Genomic DNA, 17,509 nt, shown 5'->3' on the forward strand with positions numbered 1-17,509 from the left:
GTTGCGCTTCATTCTCTGGTCCTCTCAATGGGCCAGAGCTTACTTCAAAATGGATTATTTCAACGGGGCAACGTCACGCGCTCCCCCTGATCGATCAGAGCACGAACCAATTCCGGCGGATTCTGCTCTAGCTTAAATACGTCTAGGCGCAATCCAACGTCCGACCCATACTGGACAAGTCTATCGCCAGCTTTATTAATACCAATTAATATTAGCTTGCTCTTTTGATCACTGCGGTCAGCAAGAATTTTCATAAAATCGGTAATATTTGCTTTCAATCCATCATCTAGGCGATGAAAATCGTCAATAATAACAATACCGATTTCTTCCATCTCCGGCAGAACTGAGATTAGTTCCACGTCCGAAGGCTTCCGCGCGCTGAGAAAAAGTATTGATTCACTTAAATTCAATTCATCTAGGATCTGGGTGACGCTACTCGTTTTTCCAATACCAGAGGGTCCTTCCACTACGACGCACCGGCCAGGTGTGCGAATGGCTACCTTCATGTGGGAATATCGCGGTGGCTGAACGAAGGTATGAGTTGGGACGCCGGAGATCTTAAAAACTTCTTCTAGTGAAACCATTGATGTTAACTTCATTTGCCGATTTTCTACTAACGGTTTAACAAAGTTAAAATGGAAAGCAAGGCACGGCCTTAGACATTCAGAACTATTTTCTGCATTAGCTGGCATGTTCGCAACGCACCCTACCCCGCACCCACCCACTCCCAAAGCTCGTCTTTTTCCGCCTGGCTCAAACCGCCATCGTCGGTCGAGTTAGCTTTGACGTACCCGTCAACGGCAGCCATGAATTGCCACATGGACATTCGCCTTACTTCTTGCGGCGTGAAGCCGAGCGCCGCACCGTTGCCGTAGACTGCGGCAAATCTGACTTTCCCGTTGGGGAGACTGTCAAGTTGCTCTCCGTCTGATTTGCCGCCGCTAGCTCCCCCACCGGTTCCTCCGGCACGCCTTGAATACCCGCCTGGAGAATGATGGTCGCGAAGACGATATTTTCAGCAGGTGGGCGTTTCTCGACATAGGTGCGCACGAGTTTCGTGGCTGCGGTCGGTTCCATCCCTCCGCCAATCAACCCTTGCCGGATTACGTTGGAGATATCACCGACGCGGCAGTGCTTGGTGAAAAGCCGCTCCATAACTACCCACGGACCAGCGTCACACGCCTCCTGTAACGCTTCCAATTCGCCCCAACCGAGGCGGAAGTTATATGTACCATCCGCCCAGTCGAGTTCAACTTTCGCGTCTCTGCTCATTACGGAGCCGTCGGCGCCGAGGTGCGGACCATTTCACCATCCGACTGCAGCGACACATTAAGTGTGGCACGCTCGCCGTTGTTAGCGCCGATTTCGAGGCTCTCTGCGTGCATTTTGCCGGTATAGGTGTATGTCGTGGCTGGAAACTCGATCTCAACCTGTACTGGAATGGAGTCGATGCTTTCACCAGCATCAAGCCAATCCTCGACAGATTCAGAAGCCAGAACGCCTTCACCGCTAATACTCATCGAAAGTGATGCGGCGTCACGTCCAACCCAGTCCACCTTGTCAGGATTTTCACAATCCGGAATGGAAACTTCATTGAGGTTCTTTGTTAGCGTAATCGATCGCTGCGTGAACCCGCAGGGCGAAGTATAAATAATCGGCGTAGCGCCGTTACCGATCTTCACGCGGACCTTGCCGCCTTTGATCGTCGTAGCTTGAGCCATTGCGGCCTCCATACGAGAAAGGCCACCCAAAGGGCAGCCGTGAATAGTTTTTGTGGTGATCGGCGCGGAGGGCTTAAGGCTGCTCGATAATCGCCGTGTAACGGATCGACGCATGATTGATTGCGCCATCCTTGATGTAATCAGTTCGCCAATATTCGAATGTCACGAGGGCATTAGCCGTCAGAACTGGTTCCCATCCTCGTGTTGCGAGACGCACGGCATTTGCGACGTCGCGCATCTGCTTTTTGGCTGGCTCAATTGACCAGACATCCAGCTGGAAAATGATATCGTCAGCGTAAATACAGTCAGCATCTATCTGTTGAGCACTCGACGCACCGATGCTGACGTAAGGAAAAATAGAGGGCGAAACCTGCCCTTGATCATTTGTAGGCGGGTTATCGTAGCTACGCTGACCAATCAGCGAGACAAGCGCGGGAAAGCTGCGCAATCGCTGAATAATTGCGCCCTGAAGTTCTAAAACCGGGTCCATTTAGCGATCCGCCGCGATCTGTTTGGCTGCCTTGGTGATTGCGCGCGATACCCGAGCCCGAGCGCTACGGCGCTTTGCACGAAAGCTCACAAAGAAGAACGGCTGAGCCTTGGCCCCAGGGTTGATTGTTCCTGGATACATGCCGCCGTTCACATGTGGCGCGCTGCCGAATTCGACCAGATGGGCATAGCGCACCTTAGAGTTGCCAGCGTAAATCGTGATGGTCAGCTTGCCATCGTTAGACTTAACGCTGCCAATTCGCTGGCTGTATTTTGGAGCTTTACCCCACGTCCAGCCGATGCTTTCCATTAGCTCGCCATCATCGACGGGAACCAAGTTTTGCATCATGTTGACGATTTCCTGAGCGCCTTGCTCCATCGCCGCTCTGACAAGCTTTTCAGCAACTTCCGGAAATTTCGTTAGCTTGATCTGTAGGCGGTCCAGACCTTTAATCTTTACCGCCATCAAGTTTCCTCGCCTTCAATCGCTAGCATCTCGATGTACTGCCCACGCTCGTCCGGATTGACGACGGTCTTGATTCCGAAAACCCGGTTAGGCTTGCCCCCAGTCTTCCCCGCCCGAGCGTCGTAAGCCCGCCAATTTGCCGTCACCTGCCTTGCCGCAGCGCTGCCACGGATCGTAAGATTGTAAGGCTGCATGGACTGCATTCGTGCGGCCATGACACTTTCGGCATTGCTGCCGTAACGCGGTTCCAACCTTCCCGGCACGGTGAACTGGTCAACCCACTCACCGCGTGTTCCGCCGAAACCATCATCCACGTCCTGCCGAACCTGAAACGTCAATCGGCAGTTCAGGCTGCCGGCACCTGCGCGCTTCGCCATGCTTCAGCCTCGTCTTTTGTGGGAGTTGGAAGCCGCTCGGCCTTGCCAGCGGCAATGGCGCGGTTAGCGCAAGTCGTAGTCACCAGCCCAACATACCCTCCCGGATAGCGGATCGTCACTGCAGGCTTAGGGATGAAGTCGTAGGTGGCTGTGAAGTGGAGCCAGGGCATGAAGCCTCAATTTTAATCGGGCGTCGATTTCGCAAGCAGCGATGTAAGAATTTCCAGTTGCTCTTGCTGCTTTTCGATGAGCGCCTTGAGTTCGTTCGAACGCAACTGATCAAACTTCTCGTGTAACGCCATTATTTCAATTTCAGCTTTGAGGTTCACTTCGTAATCATGTGCAGCATCCAGCCGGTCCCTTGCAGCTTGGCGGTTCTGACTCATCATAATTATCGGCGCTTGCACCGCGGCCAACATCGAAAGCACGAGATTGAGAAAGATGAACGGATAGGGATCGAAAGCGAATGCCGCCACAATTGAATTTGCAGCCACCCACGCGACGAGCACGAGAGCAAAAAGTATTATAAATGTCCATGAACCACCGAATTCGGCGACCTTATCTGCGAGCCGTTGACCATAGGTCAGCTTCTCGTCATACGACCTGTTTACATCGCGTGCAATCGTTTGACGCTCAGACAATCGCGCTAGGACAGACTGTTCTCTTGCTGTCAGTGTATCCGCAGATCGCCCTAAGTACCTGAGCGACCGTTCTGCAACCTCGTGACGAAAGCCGGTATCATTCTTGTCTGTGCGGGCCATTGCGATCTCCAATCATTCAGAGGTCCATATGTTCCACAATTGCTAGAACGATAACAATCTCAAACCCTCAACAGCCGATATGGATCAAGCAGCCAGCGCGCCGACCTGTTTTCGAACAGCTCCGCAGACGATTGTCGCTCGCGGTTCTCGTAGAGATCTCCGGCAATAAGCAGGACAGCCGCGTCCACCTCGGCTTCGGCGCCTGCGGGTACGGCGTCGCGGTTCATATAGCGCAACGCAGACCCTTGAGCGGCGGCTAAATAACCTTCAAGCTCCGTATCCTCATCATCGAATTCAATTCGAAGATGTCGCTTTAACCGATCAAGATCCACCGCCACGGTCGAAGCCCTTCTGTTTGGCAGGCTCATCTGCGACGCAACCCAGCGTTCGAGCGACCTCGGCCATGCGACCAGTCACAGTATCGCCAACCTCAAACTGGCGGGGATAAACCTCGCCTTCAGGCACCGCCTTGAATGCCTTCGCAACACGCACTTCCATCAGCGCCTCCTGTAGGAAGGGCGCCCGAAGGCGCCCTTGTATTGTTAAGCAGCTGCGATCTTGTGGTAACGCAGGGCCGTCGGATCGGTAACGCCGCCGCCAACGCGCTTCGTGGTGTAAAACTGCACGAAAGGCTTATTGGTGTACGGATCGCGAAGGATGCGAATACCCGTGCGGTCAACCACAAGATAACCGCGCTGGAAGTCACCGAAGACAACCGGGATGGCGTCAGCGGCAATGTCCGGCATTGCAGCAAGCTCGCTGACCGGGAATCCAAGGATCGTCGCAGGCTGGCCAGAAACCAGACCCGGTTGCCAGATGTAATTGCCCTGACCGTCCTTCAGTTTACGGATGGCGCCCTGCGTCTTGCGGTTCATAGTAAACCGCGCATTCGGAGTGCGCTCACTTGGCAGGTCGTAAACCAGATCAATGAGGCCATCGGTCGTAAGACCAGCTGCGTCACCGCTATTCACCGTCGGGATTGCGCCCCACGGATGCGAGGCCGTAGTCGTGTAGGTCAGCAAGCCTTTAGGCTTGTCGGTGCCATTGCCGGATACGAACGCGATGCCTTCCTGATATGCGAACTCAGTCTCGACTTCACCGGCAAGCCAGTTTTCGAGGTTGATTTCGGAATCATCCAGCAGGCGCTGCGTTGCCGCAGGATTCGCGTAGATTTCGCCGGTGTTGAACTTCACCTCGGCGAACTTTGCAGCCGGGGTTTCAGGACGGGCAGCGGATTCGCCTACCCAGCCAGACGCCGTAGCGCGGTCATTGTAGAGCTTGGAGAAGCCGTTACCAGAAATCTGAATGACCGAAGCGATACCGCGCATCGGAGAAACGGTCTTCAGCTTGTCGGTAATGGTGCGGTCCCATTCGGTCGGAGCCGTATAACCGCCGTCTTCTGGAACTGCGACGCTCATCGCGGCCTGTGGGTTGGCCTGAATGAATGCGTCAATGCTTGCCTCATCGCCCTTGCGGAAAAAGCGATTGAATGCCTTGGTGTATTCGGCGTTCTTCGCTTCATCACCTGGCTTGGACGCACCAGCGGTCTGAAGAGCGGCGAGCTTCTGGGCCTGCTCGTCGAGGGCAGCCTGAAGATCGCTTACAGTGGCGTTGATGCGCTCGACCTTTTCGGTGCGAACGACATCCTCCGTGCCCTTCTTTACGTCATTGAGAGCTGCGCTGTGTTCCGCCTTGAACGCTTCAAATGCGCGGCCTTGCGCTTCAATGAGCGCCTTGATTTCATCGGGTTCCATGTGGTTATCCCTTGGAAAGTATATTGGTTGTGCTGACAAGAGCGGCCTTGATGCCGGTCATGTCTTTGGCTCTGGTCTTGCCAGCGTCGCGCGTGGCGTTCTCGGCGGCATCGCGCTCGCCTCGAATTTCATGGAGAAGTTGAGTACGCGAACGGCGCGTCTCACCAGCGGCAGCCAATGCCCGGTCAATTCGGCGCATCGCTGCAATATGTGCGGGAAGCTCGGCTTTTGCGTCGGGCTTAGCAGTTCCGGCGCCCTTCTCGTCCGCAAAGCCCTTTTCGATGGCCTCGTCAGCTGAAAGCCAAGTGCCGTCCGACACCTTTGACGGGCCATCCAACAAAGAAAGTACGACGTCTTGCGCCAGCCCTGTGCGGGCAGCGTAGATATCGGCCATCGAACTATCGAAGGACTGGAACAGCGTCGCAGCATCAGCGAAATCGTGCGTATTGCCGATAGCAAGACCCCACGCTCGATGGATCATCATCATCGAGCCAGTCGACATAACCACTCTGTCACCGGCCATAGCGATGATTGATGCCGCAGACGCCGCATAACCCATCACATTGACAGTGACTTCGCCGGGATGGCTTGCGAGTAGATTGTAAATCGCCAGCCCTTCGAACATGTCGCCGCCTGGCGAATTCACGTTCACGGTAACCGGATTTTTCCCGATGGATCGAAGCGCGGCGGCGGCTCGCTTGGCCGTAAACCCGCCTCCGCTCCAATAATCCTCGCCGATCACGTCAAAGATCGAAATTGTGTTCGGATCGTCTGCTTCTGCCGCCTGTGGAGCACTCTCCCACCGCTCTAAAGCGGAGAGAGGCACATCCCACTGATAAGACTTCGGTCGCGCAACGGCAGCAACCGGCGTTCTGTTAAGGCTCATTGCGTGTTCCTGAAGGAGTGAGGCCAGTTTCTGGCTGCGTCATTGGATTTTTGAGGCTGTCCGCGTCCGGATCGTCGCTCTGGCTCAAGCCCACATAATCGCGAGCTTCATTTTGGGACATCCACGGACGGGAACCGCCAGAAGCCAGCGCTTTGGCGAGGAATTCGGCCTGATCTTTAATCGAACCGCGCAGCAATTCGCGCTCGTCGAAGTCAGCCTGATACGATCGACGCTCTTCGCGCGTCAGCAGACACCGAGAAACCGCCTGCTCCCAAGCGATGAACCACGGCGCCAAGCCATAGCGAACGAAAAACTGACCAAGGGTTTCAATGCCACTGCCCCAGGACGTGTCATCCATCATCAAAAGCGGCCGCGGCACACCAAAAGCGCGCGCAACCTCCTCGATCTGATGATTTCTTGTCTCAATCTGCTGGCTGTCTCTTGCCGTCTGCGAGAACGGTTCGGCCTTCATGCCCTCTTCGAGGATTAGCCACTTATGTGCGTTCTCCGCACCGGAGAACTTATCCTTAAGGCTGGTGTCCAAGTTTTCGAACTCGTCATCACCAAGCTTGCCGGGGTGCGTGAGCGCACCGCCCACCATAGTGCCGTTCTTGAAGAGCCGCGCAGCAGCTTTCTCGGTCTGCATAGCAAGGCCGATGGCCTCTTTTGCCTGCTGGACACGGGAAAGGCCGATGACGCCATCGTCCGTCATGTCACGGAGATGAAATACCTCCGACTGGGGCAGCTCGACATATCGACCGCCCTTCAAGACGACTTTGTATATGACGGTCAGATCGTCTTTCTGCTCGACGGTGACATTGGTCGGGTGCAAAGGCTGCAACGCAACCACGCGCCTACCGCTTCGAACAATACGGGCGTAGGCATTGCCGTAGGTCAGTGCATGCGACTGGAGCTGTCGGCGGAATTCATACGCCGTCTGCCAGTTATTCGGCTGCGTAAGAAGAACATCAAACAGAGTATGATCATCGGCTGGGTGAAGTCGCCCCTTCCCGTCCTTGTACATCAAGTAAAAAGGCAGCATCCCGATGCTGCCTGAGATGAGGTCGACACAGCGAAAAACTGTTGTGTTGAACAGAGCAGCTTTGGGCGTCACCGCCATGCCGCTTGCGGTTTCTGCACCGCCGCCAAGAAAGGCGGCGAGCCTTGGATCGTCCAAGCCGTCGAAATATTGCCAGTCGGCTCGCGGCGCTCGTTTCGGCGCGACCGAAGGCGCTGCCTCCGGTTTGGACCGGAACAGGTCTAAAATACCCATATCTTTCCTTGTTCCGATTAGCCGGCCATTCGGATGCCGCGTTTCTTGTAGACGGACTCGATTTGCTCGGGCTCAACCTCTCGAGCCTTAAGCCCGGCAGCCATTGCCGTCGCGACTGCACCGTCGATACGAAAGCGGGTCTTGCTCTTGTCGAGTTTACGATTGCCGCTGGCGTCCGAGATGGCGATTGCATTGGCAAAACAGAAGGCTAGCACTGGATTTCCGTCGTGCTTGAAGCGCCGATGAATAAATGACGCCTCAAGCGCTTCCACAGCTGGCGACATATCACGATAGCCTTGACCCCACGGCACTAACCGCAGCGCGCCGTCGAAAGGCTTGTCCTTGCCTTCGATAAATGCGTCTACACCTATCCGCTGGAATTCGACCAGTAGCTGTTCGATGCGCCAGCGGTCATAAGCCAGCCCGCGAATGGAATAGTCCTCGCGGATTTCAGCGATGCGGCTGGCAACATAGGAGTAGTCAATCGCGCGACCGGGTGGCGTTTCGAGCCATCCGTCTTTCGCCCATAGGTCATATGGAGCGCGATCTCGCTTGGCATGATCAAACAGGAAGTCATGTGGCTTCCAGTGCCAAGCTCTCACACGCTCCACGCCGACGGCGGCGGATATACCAACCAGTGACGTAAGATCGTGCACGCCAGACAGATCGAGCGCGAGATAGATATCTTCGCCCAGCATTAGCGTGTCGCCGGTCTGGCATGCCTTCCATTCCGACCTAGGGATAAGCGGCGAATTCTGGTCGACGCGCTGATTCAGATAGAGGTTCCGAAAGCTGGCTTCCATCGACGGCATTCTGCTTGCCTGTATAGCCAGCGCGCTTAGGTCTTCGACACTACGAAAGTCTCCCAGCGCCGGGTTCGCCGCCCTCCACGCATCCTCGTCCATAATTTCCGCTTCGTCGTCGGCGCAATAAAGATGGACAAGAACAGTGGCATCATTTGCGACCAAGCCATCGTCGATCAATTTTGAAAGCGGGTGCTCAGGATCTGGCGACTGTGTGGAAATCACTATGCCCAGCGGCTCTTTTCGGGCGCCCTGCGAAGTGTTCATTACCTCGTAGAGTTCCTGATTACGCGACTGTGCCAGTTCGTCATAAATCCAGACAGACGGGTTCAAACCATGCTTAGTACCGGCGTCCGCCGACAGCGCTCGATAGAACGAACCGTTTTGCTTGCAAACCACCGTCTTTGTCGATGGCACGATGTCGAGAACCTGTGAAAGCTCCTCGTCGGCATCGATAAGTTGGCGCAGAAACTTAAACACCTGTCCCGCCTGCTCGCGGTCATTTGCTGCAGAATAGATTTCGCCGTTTTTGATGGCTTCCGGGCCAATGAGATGAGCCAATGCGATTGCAGCGATAATCGCTGTCTTGCCGTTCTTACGAGCAACCGAGAGAATTGCGCGCCTAACGCGCCGGTTTCCGTCAACATGCGGCGCATACAAATCTCGAATGAACTGCTTTTGCCAAGGACGAAGCCGCATAGGCCCGCCCTGCCCCTCACCGCTGGGGACGCGTAGCAGTTCGATGAACTTAATAACCTGTTCCGCGCGGTCCAGCCCTGCTTGGTCGACGCCTTGTCCGCGCTTTGCCCAATCAGGCCGCTGTAAACTCACGGATTATCACTTCTCCCCGCCGATAAGCCCGGCGAATTTGCTCTTCGGCTTTTCCTTTTGCGGCGTCAAAGCAGCGCGCGCCTTTGGATCAAGACCCAGCCTGTCGCCCATGCTCATCATGATGCGCGCTGCTTCGTTCTTGATCTTGAACCAAGGATTCACGGTGAGATTGCCCGTCGAGCCTGCAACCAGTGCCGGTTCGGTCTTAAGCGCTTCAGTCGCGCGTTTGTGGTCGGCCCATGCCGCAGCATAAACAGCAATACCGCCAGCATCGGTAGCGGCGTAGGTTTCTGGCGGCATCGCCGAAACGATCATCTCGAAGCATTCGCGAGCGTCATCATCCAGGTAGTTTGGGATGTAAACGTCACCGGAAGGACGGATCGAGGCCGCCCTTTTTCTTCGTTTGCCCGGGTTGCCCTTCAGCGCTTGCATTTCGGGCGTTTCGGGCCTTGGACCCCTGGCGCCCATAAATATCACCTGTCAAAAATAAACTTCAAAACTTGCGGGATAACGCGTTCGAGTTCCCCGCCGCTCCTGCGTCTGCGGACTAGCGCGCTTTTTGATCCGCCCGGGGGCTCATCCTATTGGCCACCCGTCCGCAGAAAACCGCACGACAGTCTCTCCGCGCTCTTCACGCTGTTTGGTCCGATCATGACACGACTTACAAAGGGACATGAGATTGTCAGCATCCCAGAAAAGATCTTCGTTTCCTTTATGAGGGATGCGATGGTCGCAAATCGTGGCGGGTTCGACGTCGCCAGCCTTGAGGCAATAGACACAGAGTGGCGACTGCATAAGGTGACGCTCGCGCATCTTAAGCCAGCGTGATCTCTTATAAAGATGCTGCCAAGAGGCGCTTTCACCGCGCTGCTTGTGATTTGCCATGACAATCCTAGTTGGTTGCGGACATCGGGATCGAACCGATCATATCCGGCTTATGAGACCGGCGAGCACACCAGCGCTCTCGCCCGCTGAAATTGAATGGAACAATTAATCGATGATGCCCGTTCTCTCCTCGTAATCGAAAAGGAGAATGAAATGGCACAGACCACCGAAGGCATGCTTTCCGAACAAATCGACGCACTGCGCAAGGAAGTCAGCAGCCTATCGTCCCGGTTGTCAGATCATCTCGGCAATCTGTCCGGCGCAACCGACGACGCCCTTGCTTCCACGAAAGACGCTGTGAATGTGCTGGCCGAAGGGGCACGTGAGCACGGCCAAAGAGCTGTACAGTATGCACGCGAAAATCCTGGCACTGCATCCGCATGGGCATCCGTTGGACTGGCGGCCTTGGTTGCATGCATGCTTATGAAGGGCAGAGGTAGCCGTTACAGGTAAAACACAATCGGCGGGGAGCCTACCGCAATAGGCTCAACCCGCCGAACCAGCAGCCGGAGGAGAAGCGGCGCTGGATTGAGAAGGCCCAGACATAATACCGGACAATCCGACAGCAGAGGTTTGGGCGCTGTTTTGGAAAGTTACGCCCGGTTCAGCGGTTGCACCCAACTGCAACATGACCGAGCGTCCGTCGCCTCGCGCACGGAATAGTGCGGGGCAACCGCATAGCGGTTGAACCCCTTCACTATACTCCGCACCAGATCGCGGAATACCTACCTACGCAGCATATTTTTTTATTGCAGCCGCTAGATTGTCGTTGGCAGCAAGCAGTGCTTTACGCCCACCGCTGCGCTTGTCGGCATAATGGCGAGACTGCCCTGCTGCTATACCGACATCCGTGTAATTCGCCGCCTCCAACGCGGCATCTAGTACATCCCGATCCCTGTCCTTCAACTCTTGAAGCGCTTCAAACCACAGATCACGATCGATCATCGCAGACAGTGTATCTTCCCACGCTTCGTCTCCTCCACCAGCACACGTCGTCTTTCGCATACCGAGGAAACTATCGGCCACCTTGGGCGAGCCACACGGCAACCCTTTTGGATATCGTGTGAAAGTAACCTTCTCCATATCGGTGTTTGCGTAAGCCTCCGCGAGAATGCGGGCGGATTCTTCAGCGCTGTAATCCGTACCATTTCGGCGCTTGCCGGATGGAATATATCGATGCGGCATTGTTCCAAGCATATCTTCAAAATAGTGATTGCTGGCCTTGGTATCCTTCGGGTCTACTCCGCCGCCCGACGCTCGGTCTGGCTTATCTTTCATGCCGAGCATTGCTCCGGTCGGCATGCGTATGTCGGCCTGAATAACTTCACCGTCTATGCCGAGCACATATCCGACTTCAGTCTGGTTGCCATCGCTGAACCGCAGCCTGCCTATGCGGACAATCTGTCCATTCTCATTCTTCTCGATATCGCCAGTAGCTACATTCTGCATGATTGCCTGCACTGAAGGTGTTTGTCGCCAGTCTCGCTCATAACGCATGTCGGTAACTTCCTCCGGGTCATTGTCATTCGCACCAGGCACAACAGACCAATTCGTCTGCAATGGTTCTCGCTGACCTTCTGGGCGGTTGCGATACGTCATAAGTGCCTTTAGCTGCTCTGCGAGCGATCCATGTCTCGAGTTCTTCATGCTGCCTTCCCCTTCTCTTCTGTAAGCCACCCCAGAACCGCCGTAACGGCCCGCTCAGCGGCTTCTGTCGTCGTGGTGGCCCGAATGACGAGAACCGTGTAGCCAAGCCGCTGTAGGGCCGCATGACGGTCTTTCTGGGCCGGCGACAGTCTTCCCTGCCCGACCTTGTTCTCAATCAGCAGCAGGCGACCGTATTCGCCGTAGATGCGGAGGTCAGGTTCACCGCTGGTCATTCCTGTTGCGATTGCCTGGGCCTGCGCTCTTGGTCCACGCTTGCTGGCGTTCATGTCCCCGGCCAGTAGGAACTGGCGCTGGTATTGGGGCAGGCGGCGCAGGCTGGCTACTTGTGCCGCCTGTAATTCCCATTCGAGCGGTAAGGCTGGTTTTGTAGTAACGCGGCCATTGCTGGTGGTGATCTTGACGCGGGCGCCGTTGATGCGTGTGATCTGAGTGGTGGTGGCGGTCGTAGACGAAGGCGCGCGCGTGCGGTTGCGTGCCATGTGAGCTCCTCGTGTTGATTGCGGTATGCCGTTGGTAGCGGCAAGAGGAGTGTGGAATGCCTCAATAAATGTCGTGTTAATGGCCAGGCAAAAAGCGAGACGTTACCCTGACGTAGGGCAAGGCGCTTTGCGGTCCTCCAGTTACACCATTCACCGGGGGCGTCTTGTCGCCAACCTCAAATCAGGTTGTATTTTGGAAAGTCCTAAAATCAGGAAAAGTGCGCACTTCTCAAATCTCGAGAACTGCGCGCCGCGCGCTTTGTGCGTAAGTTTCTATATAAGAACTCTTACGCACCAAAAGCAGCGTGCATTTGCGAACTTCTTTTAGGGTTTTTCGAGAAGTGCGCAAGAAGTCTTACGCGTTACCTAGGGTTGTATTTTGATTGTGACAGGCGGTTGTATCGATAGGTGAAAAAGAGAGGAAGGCGGACATCCTTCCTCTCATATGAATCCAGAAAACTATGCCTTATTGATTTGGCTTATGGCCAAGTTCGTGAGTTTGTTATTTGTAGCTTTCTCTTGATCCAAAATCTGGGTTAGTAAGGTGTGCGCTTCCGTATGCCCGAGCTCCTTTGCCCATTCGCGTAGCGAACCGTATCTGGAAATTTCATAATGCTCGACTGCCTGGCAAGCTGCGAGCAAGCCTGCGTCAAGAGCTGTTCCGCTTGCCTCTTCAATCAAGCCGTCGGCTTCCTTAATCAGCCCTTCAATCGCGTCGCATTTCTCAGCGGTAGGCTTCAGCTTGAGAGACTTAAACACCTCATTCAGGATCGTGATCTGTCCCTTGGTTTCTTCGAGATGTTCCTCGGCGGCTCGCTTCAGTTTGGCGCTTTTCGCCGCCTTGGCAACCTTCGGAAGCGCCTTGGTAATCGCGTTTTCAGCGTAATAAATGTCCTGCAACGTATGCTCGAAAATATCAGATAGCGTTTTCATATCCGTCCTCCTAGTTGTAAGGGTGAAACGGGTCATCCGCTTATAAGTTCCTTGGGATAATTCGGCGTTGGATTGAATGCAAGATTTGATGGCAGACACCTGCAATACTTCGCGGCTAGACGAGACATTGAAAAAAGCGGCACCAAAGGTCGTCTCATTGCAGTCTTATTTGCTTTCTCGTCATAGAAGGCGCATGGTGATTATCATGACAGCAATTGAAACGGGCGCTGTCGTTTGGGCTTAAAATGCCTGGCCCGCAATAAAGGAGGATATCATGTCTTCCATCGCCTTGAACTCCAGAAACATTACTATGATTTCCCGACTTCTTAGGGACGCCCGCAAACCCGGCGACACGCAAGACTTGCGCACCGATGCGGCGCGATATCTCACGCGCCGTTTTCAGGAAGGCACCTTTGATGAGGATCGCCTCCGGATTGCATTGAACCAGTTCATCAAGAAGCATCGGTCAATGGCAAATGCCGTTGATCGGTGGGACGATGAAGGCGGAGCAGTAAAATGAAAAGCATAATGACCCTTTCGTTTCCAAACCCTAGCCGAAGTTTCGATGACTTGGAGATGGGTGTGCGTTTCGTCGGTTACGATGGAATGACCTCGGTTCCGTTTCTAATCGATAAAACCGCACTGGATAAAATCGGGTCCATCTCCGCAACAGAATCGTCACTTCTCGCTGCATTTGATGCGTCTCGGGCACTTATATACGACGTTGCCCGAGAAGTTTATTCCAACGCTCGCCAAACTTCCTATCGGATTTCGGTGGGAGATATGGGGTAGTTAGTGCCGCAAACGCAAAAAAGCGGAGCCAAAGCCCCGCTTTCCCGATTGAGTATACTGGTTGCTATCACGTGGAATTAGACAATCGTCCTTCCTCCTGCAGCTGCCAGAGAGGCGCGGTGAACTTTGCCTGGAAGCCTTCTGGCCTAAATTCGGAACTAACTTCCCCAGCTCCAAGAAGCCCCATCCTTATAAGCTTGGAGCCAAAACCTATCTTTGTAGGTTGGGCGACCGGCGGTCCTCCGATTTCGGTCCAATTCATCGAGAAAACCGGCTCAACCTGCCTTTTGGATATGGCGACGGTCAATTGCACATGCCCTGTAGGATTAGAAAGTGCGCCGTACTTAATCGCGTTTGTTGTCAATTCGTGAACCAACAGCGAAATGGTCGACGCGCCTTTTGGGCCTACCGATAAATCGGGTCCCGCCATGTGCACGCGATCATCTACTGCTAACGCGGTTGTTACTCCAGATACGATTTGACGCAACGACCCTTTCGAGCTCTTACCGAGACGAAGAACATCATGAGCATTCCCCAGAGCAAAAAGTCGCTTTGTAAATGTGTTGATGACTTCTTCATCGGCGTTGTTATTGAAAGTCTGGCTCGCAATTGCAGATACTACGCTAAACGTGTTCTTGATGCGATGTGCGAGCTCCGCATTGAGAATTCGGGCATGTTTTTCGGATTCTACCTTTTCTGTGGTCTCGATGACCGTATCGATCATCCCGCCAACACGCCCTTGTCCATCAAAAATCGGGCTGTAGCAGAATGTGAAATAGCATTGTTCATCATAACCGCGTCGATCAATTACGAGCGGAAAGTCTTCGATAAAAGTCGCTTCGCCAGCGTAAGCTTTCTGAACCATGGGAAGCAATTCATCCCACGCTTCCGACCAGATATCGCGGAACGAAGCTCCCATGCAGTTTTCTTTTTCTCCGAGAATTGGCCTGAAAGCGTCGTTATAAATCGTCGTAAACTCCGGCCCCCAAACGATAGCTTTGGGAAAATGCGAAGCCAACATCATCTGAACTGCGGTGACCAATGGCGCCGGCCAACTTTCTGGCACTCCGATAGGGTTTCGGCTCCAATCCAACAGCCGAATTTCATCAGCCGACTGACCACGCGCATGCAGGAAGGGCACCGCACTGTCCATAGTGTATTCCAATTTGATCGAGGAAGATTCGTAGGCGGCACTACTCTATTTTATTAGATTCGGCTCACAGGGGCGAGTGGCATTCGGTCTTCAAGCTGTGCTATCCCTATTCAATCAAACCGCCCTCACAAACGATGTCGTTTTCCGCTGCACTGGATCGCGCTCCTCGACCTTCGCCAGGAAGCCTTCCTTGAATAGTGCCTTAGTAATGAGGCTGGTCCGCTTCTTCTGCACCTCGTCGTCGACATCCAGCCCGAGCGCATAGGCCACGGCGTGCCCAACCCAGTCCTTGGCCTGCGGCGCTTGTTTGTACATGCCGCCGTTCACAGCGCCACGGATTGCGTCTTTCTGCTCATCCGTCAGTCCTTCAGCCACTTCTTCGCTGGACGGCCAATGCCATTCGGTCACAACAGGCGCGTGGTCCTGCGGCTGGGTTAGCCCTCGCCCATTACCTAGTGCCACGCTTTCGATATGACGCCAATCCAGCCGGTGCGACAGCGGCGTAAGGTTCGACTTGCCATATGTGATCGAGAAATAACCAAACCGATCCATGCCGGGAATTCCAGCTTCATTCGCCTGCCCTTCCGACATACGGTTCAACACCCGCACCGAACGCGCAGCGCCGATCAGCGCCACGGCACCGCGAGCATCTTCAACCGTAGCCTCGCGGTCGCTCACCTTGCGCAGATGGTGCACAATGTCGATGGAGCAGTTCGTATAGTCCGCGATCTGCGCCCAGAGCTTCGCGACCTTGTCGATTGCGCCGTTGTCGTTTTCATTGACCTGGTGCGTCGACACAAATGGATCGACGATCATCACGTCAATGCCATTGGCAAGGATGGTTTCGGCAACAGCCTCGACGATCGGCTCTTGGATTTTGACTCCCTTCTTGTCGTCAATCGCCACGACAAGCTCCTGCTCACGGCCACTGTCGAGGAACAGATGCCCATCAATGTCTTCCGGCTTGAGGTTGAAGTGTATACACGCCGCCATGATACGGCGTTCCAGCTCGTCGCGCGGATCTTCGACGTTGAACAGCCAGACCTTAAGGCGGCGCGGGGGCTTAACACCGTTCAACGCCTTGCCCGACGCCATAGCGAGCGCTTCCACGATACTATTCGCGGTTTTGCCAAGTCCGCCGGGCGCGACCGTAACCGATACGTACTTGCGGATGAAGTGCCGACCGAAAGCAAACTCTCGGCGTGGCAACGTCGACGGGTCTTTCCACTGGAAGGGTGTGGCTGCGAGGATGGGTTGGTCGGTGGGCTCGTCTTCTACTACTAGCGGCGCCTCTGGTTCGTCGTTTTGCACTTCTGGTTCACGCTGCTCATCAACCTTCGCCCGCGCGTTGTCGAGCATACGGGTGATGTCCACGAGCTTGGTATTGTCGTTGACAGCTTCCGGTGTCTGACGCGGATGCATCTTGCCTGCCTTCAGGCCGTTGTCGATCGTCTTGCAGCAACGCGGGAAGTCCCTGCCCCAGCCGCGCGCCACGTCTTGTAGCAAAGCCCGCGCTTCGGATTCCGACAAAGCCCCGGCGCCGACGAACGTACCCATCCGGAACGCGGCGTCGTTCAGGCGGTTGTTGCGGTTGCCCATCGGTTCCATGGCGAGGTCGTCCAGCTCAAACTGTACCGCGCGCTCGACGTATCGGTCGTTAATCGTGCCCGAGACCGATGGCGCCTGATACATCGTCGTGCTGTCGTATGAGCGCGGCAGGACGAGCTCCAGCAACCAGTCTGGCGCATCGACCGGTTCCATATCGACCAACCAGCGGTAAGGCCGGCCAACAGCAGGCACACTGCCGGCCGCGATGACATAGCCGCCGTCACCACGAACATCGATGCCAGCGCCCAATGCGCCACGATTGCGGACGCCAGCCTTGTGCTTGAAGAAATAATGTCGGCCGCCGCTCGTGGTTTCAGCAGTGAGCGTGGCAGGCAATGCACCGTGCTCGCCTTCCAGTGCCGCGAGCGTATCCGGGCCGCCGTGCTTCGGGTCGATGTCCAGCACCCACGCGCCGATAGGCGCACCGGTCGGCACGCCGATCATTGCACCGGGATTGCGACGCCAAAGCTCCCGAACAATTCGCTCATTCAGCGTCGCACCACGGAAACCATTGCTGGTAAGCGGTGTTTTGGTGGCTAGAATTTCGATAAGGCCGTCCTCGTCAACGAATTCCTCATCGGCAGCACGGCATGGGAAGACAGGCCAGCTGCGCTCTGTGTAGGATAGCGC

General features: G+C 55.0%; 23 protein-coding genes and 1 tRNA gene. 3 read left to right on the forward strand and 21 right to left on the reverse strand.

Features of this window, described 5'->3' with window-relative positions; genetic code table 11:
- Positions 1 to 59: 59 nt before the first annotated feature.
- The 16 genes from HWD97_RS22485 to HWD97_RS22560 all read right to left on the reverse strand — a co-directional run bounded on the left by HWD97_RS22485 (position 60) and on the right by HWD97_RS22560 (position 10,333).
- A complete protein-coding gene (locus HWD97_RS22485) occupies positions 60 to 506 on the reverse strand; it encodes an ATP-binding protein (RefSeq protein WP_371835652.1) in 447 nt (148 codons plus the stop codon).
- A gap of 325 nt (positions 507 to 831) precedes the next feature.
- Positions 832 to 1,272: a gene transfer agent family protein gene (locus HWD97_RS22490; protein WP_371835653.1), complete on the reverse strand. Its 441-nt coding sequence runs from the start codon at positions 1,270 to 1,272 to the stop codon at positions 832 to 834.
- The gene (locus HWD97_RS22495) at positions 1,272 to 1,721 is read right to left on the reverse strand and encodes a phage tail tube protein (protein ID WP_371835654.1); all 450 of its coding nucleotides are present in this window, start codon (positions 1,719 to 1,721) and stop codon (positions 1,272 to 1,274) included. The genes HWD97_RS22490 and HWD97_RS22495 overlap by 1 nt, the downstream gene beginning before the upstream one ends.
- 73 nt (positions 1,722 to 1,794) lie before the next feature.
- Positions 1,795 to 2,211: a DUF3168 domain-containing protein gene (locus HWD97_RS22500; protein ID WP_371835655.1), complete on the reverse strand. Its 417-nt coding sequence runs from the start codon at positions 2,209 to 2,211 to the stop codon at positions 1,795 to 1,797.
- Complete coding sequence (locus HWD97_RS22505) at positions 2,212 to 2,676, reverse strand: HK97-gp10 family putative phage morphogenesis protein (RefSeq protein WP_371835656.1); 465 nt, start codon at positions 2,674 to 2,676, stop codon at positions 2,212 to 2,214.
- The gene (locus HWD97_RS22510; protein ID WP_371835657.1) at positions 2,676 to 3,053 is read right to left on the reverse strand and encodes a head-tail adaptor protein; all 378 of its coding nucleotides are present in this window, start codon (positions 3,051 to 3,053) and stop codon (positions 2,676 to 2,678) included. The genes HWD97_RS22505 and HWD97_RS22510 overlap by 1 nt, the downstream gene beginning before the upstream one ends.
- A gap of 182 nt (positions 3,054 to 3,235) precedes the next feature.
- Positions 3,236 to 3,814 carry a DUF1003 domain-containing protein gene (locus tag HWD97_RS22515; RefSeq protein WP_371835658.1) on the reverse strand — a complete coding sequence of 193 codons (579 nt, stop codon included), beginning with the start codon at positions 3,812 to 3,814 and terminating at the stop codon, positions 3,236 to 3,238.
- 59 nt (positions 3,815 to 3,873) lie between these two features.
- The gene (locus tag HWD97_RS22520; protein WP_371835659.1) at positions 3,874 to 4,152 is read right to left on the reverse strand and encodes a head-tail connector protein; all 279 of its coding nucleotides are present in this window, start codon (positions 4,150 to 4,152) and stop codon (positions 3,874 to 3,876) included.
- Complete coding sequence (locus HWD97_RS22525; protein WP_371835660.1) at positions 4,136 to 4,312, reverse strand: hypothetical protein; 177 nt, start codon at positions 4,310 to 4,312, stop codon at positions 4,136 to 4,138. Before HWD97_RS22525 ends, HWD97_RS22520 begins: the two co-directional genes overlap by 17 nt.
- Before the next feature lie 44 nt (positions 4,313 to 4,356).
- Positions 4,357 to 5,568 (reverse strand): phage major capsid protein, encoded by a 1,212-nt coding sequence (locus HWD97_RS22530; protein ID WP_371835661.1) that lies wholly within the window; start codon positions 5,566 to 5,568, stop codon positions 4,357 to 4,359.
- Between the two features lie 4 nt (positions 5,569 to 5,572).
- On the reverse strand, positions 5,573 to 6,454 hold the full coding sequence (locus HWD97_RS22535; protein WP_371835662.1) for a head maturation protease, ClpP-related: 882 nt from the start codon (positions 6,452 to 6,454) through the stop codon (positions 5,573 to 5,575).
- Positions 6,444 to 7,727: a phage portal protein gene (locus tag HWD97_RS22540; protein WP_371835663.1), complete on the reverse strand. Its 1,284-nt coding sequence runs from the start codon at positions 7,725 to 7,727 to the stop codon at positions 6,444 to 6,446. The genes HWD97_RS22535 and HWD97_RS22540 overlap by 11 nt, the downstream gene beginning before the upstream one ends.
- A gap of 17 nt (positions 7,728 to 7,744) precedes the next feature.
- On the reverse strand, positions 7,745 to 9,361 hold the full coding sequence (locus tag HWD97_RS22545; RefSeq protein ID WP_371835664.1) for a terminase large subunit: 1,617 nt from the start codon (positions 9,359 to 9,361) through the stop codon (positions 7,745 to 7,747).
- 6 nt (positions 9,362 to 9,367) lie between these two features.
- On the reverse strand, positions 9,368 to 9,829 hold the full coding sequence (locus tag HWD97_RS22550; RefSeq protein ID WP_371835665.1) for a phage terminase small subunit P27 family: 462 nt from the start codon (positions 9,827 to 9,829) through the stop codon (positions 9,368 to 9,370).
- Between the two features lie 108 nt (positions 9,830 to 9,937).
- The gene (locus tag HWD97_RS22555) at positions 9,938 to 10,246 is read right to left on the reverse strand and encodes an HNH endonuclease signature motif containing protein (protein WP_109367957.1); all 309 of its coding nucleotides are present in this window, start codon (positions 10,244 to 10,246) and stop codon (positions 9,938 to 9,940) included.
- A gap of 16 nt (positions 10,247 to 10,262) precedes the next feature.
- Positions 10,263 to 10,333 (reverse strand) — tRNA-Met (locus tag HWD97_RS22560).
- 66 nt (positions 10,334 to 10,399) lie between these two features.
- Here HWD97_RS22560 and HWD97_RS22565 point away from each other — a divergent pair.
- Entirely contained in the window at positions 10,400 to 10,699 is a 300-nt protein-coding gene (locus tag HWD97_RS22565) for a hypothetical protein (RefSeq protein WP_235784352.1), read from the forward strand.
- Between the two features lie 276 nt (positions 10,700 to 10,975).
- Here HWD97_RS22565 and HWD97_RS22570 read toward each other — a convergent pair whose 3' ends face one another.
- From HWD97_RS22570 to HWD97_RS22580, 3 genes are all read right to left on the reverse strand, one after another.
- A complete protein-coding gene (locus tag HWD97_RS22570; protein WP_371835666.1) occupies positions 10,976 to 11,893 on the reverse strand; it encodes a hypothetical protein in 918 nt (305 codons plus the stop codon).
- A complete protein-coding gene (locus tag HWD97_RS22575) occupies positions 11,890 to 12,393 on the reverse strand; it encodes a VRR-NUC domain-containing protein (RefSeq protein ID WP_371835667.1) in 504 nt (167 codons plus the stop codon). The genes HWD97_RS22570 and HWD97_RS22575 overlap by 4 nt, the downstream gene beginning before the upstream one ends.
- Before the next feature lie 459 nt (positions 12,394 to 12,852).
- Positions 12,853 to 13,326, reverse strand: a complete 474-nt coding sequence (locus HWD97_RS22580; RefSeq protein ID WP_040129470.1) for a ferritin-like domain-containing protein — start codon at positions 13,324 to 13,326, stop codon at positions 12,853 to 12,855.
- Between the two features lie 274 nt (positions 13,327 to 13,600).
- Between HWD97_RS22580 and HWD97_RS22585 the strand changes: the two genes are divergently transcribed.
- Together HWD97_RS22585 and HWD97_RS22590 are read left to right on the forward strand one after the other, a co-directional pair.
- A complete protein-coding gene (locus tag HWD97_RS22585) occupies positions 13,601 to 13,846 on the forward strand; it encodes a hypothetical protein (RefSeq protein WP_371835668.1) in 246 nt (81 codons plus the stop codon).
- 8 nt (positions 13,847 to 13,854) lie between these two features.
- On the forward strand, positions 13,855 to 14,118 hold the full coding sequence (locus tag HWD97_RS22590) for a DUF1488 domain-containing protein (protein WP_371835671.1): 264 nt from the start codon (positions 13,855 to 13,857) through the stop codon (positions 14,116 to 14,118).
- 67 nt (positions 14,119 to 14,185) lie between these two features.
- Here HWD97_RS22590 and HWD97_RS22595 read toward each other — a convergent pair whose 3' ends face one another.
- The gene (locus tag HWD97_RS22595; RefSeq protein WP_371835669.1) at positions 14,186 to 15,271 is read right to left on the reverse strand and encodes a sensor histidine kinase; all 1,086 of its coding nucleotides are present in this window, start codon (positions 15,269 to 15,271) and stop codon (positions 14,186 to 14,188) included.
- A 114-nt stretch (positions 15,272 to 15,385) separates the two neighbouring features.
- Positions 15,386 to 17,509, reverse strand: a 2,124-nt coding sequence (locus tag HWD97_RS22600) for a bifunctional DNA primase/polymerase (protein ID WP_371835670.1), incomplete at its 5' end; no start/stop codon positions are given.

The organism is Ochrobactrum sp. C6C9, assembly GCF_022627935.1.
Lineage (GTDB): Bacteria > Pseudomonadota > Alphaproteobacteria > Rhizobiales > Rhizobiaceae > Brucella > Brucella teleogrylli.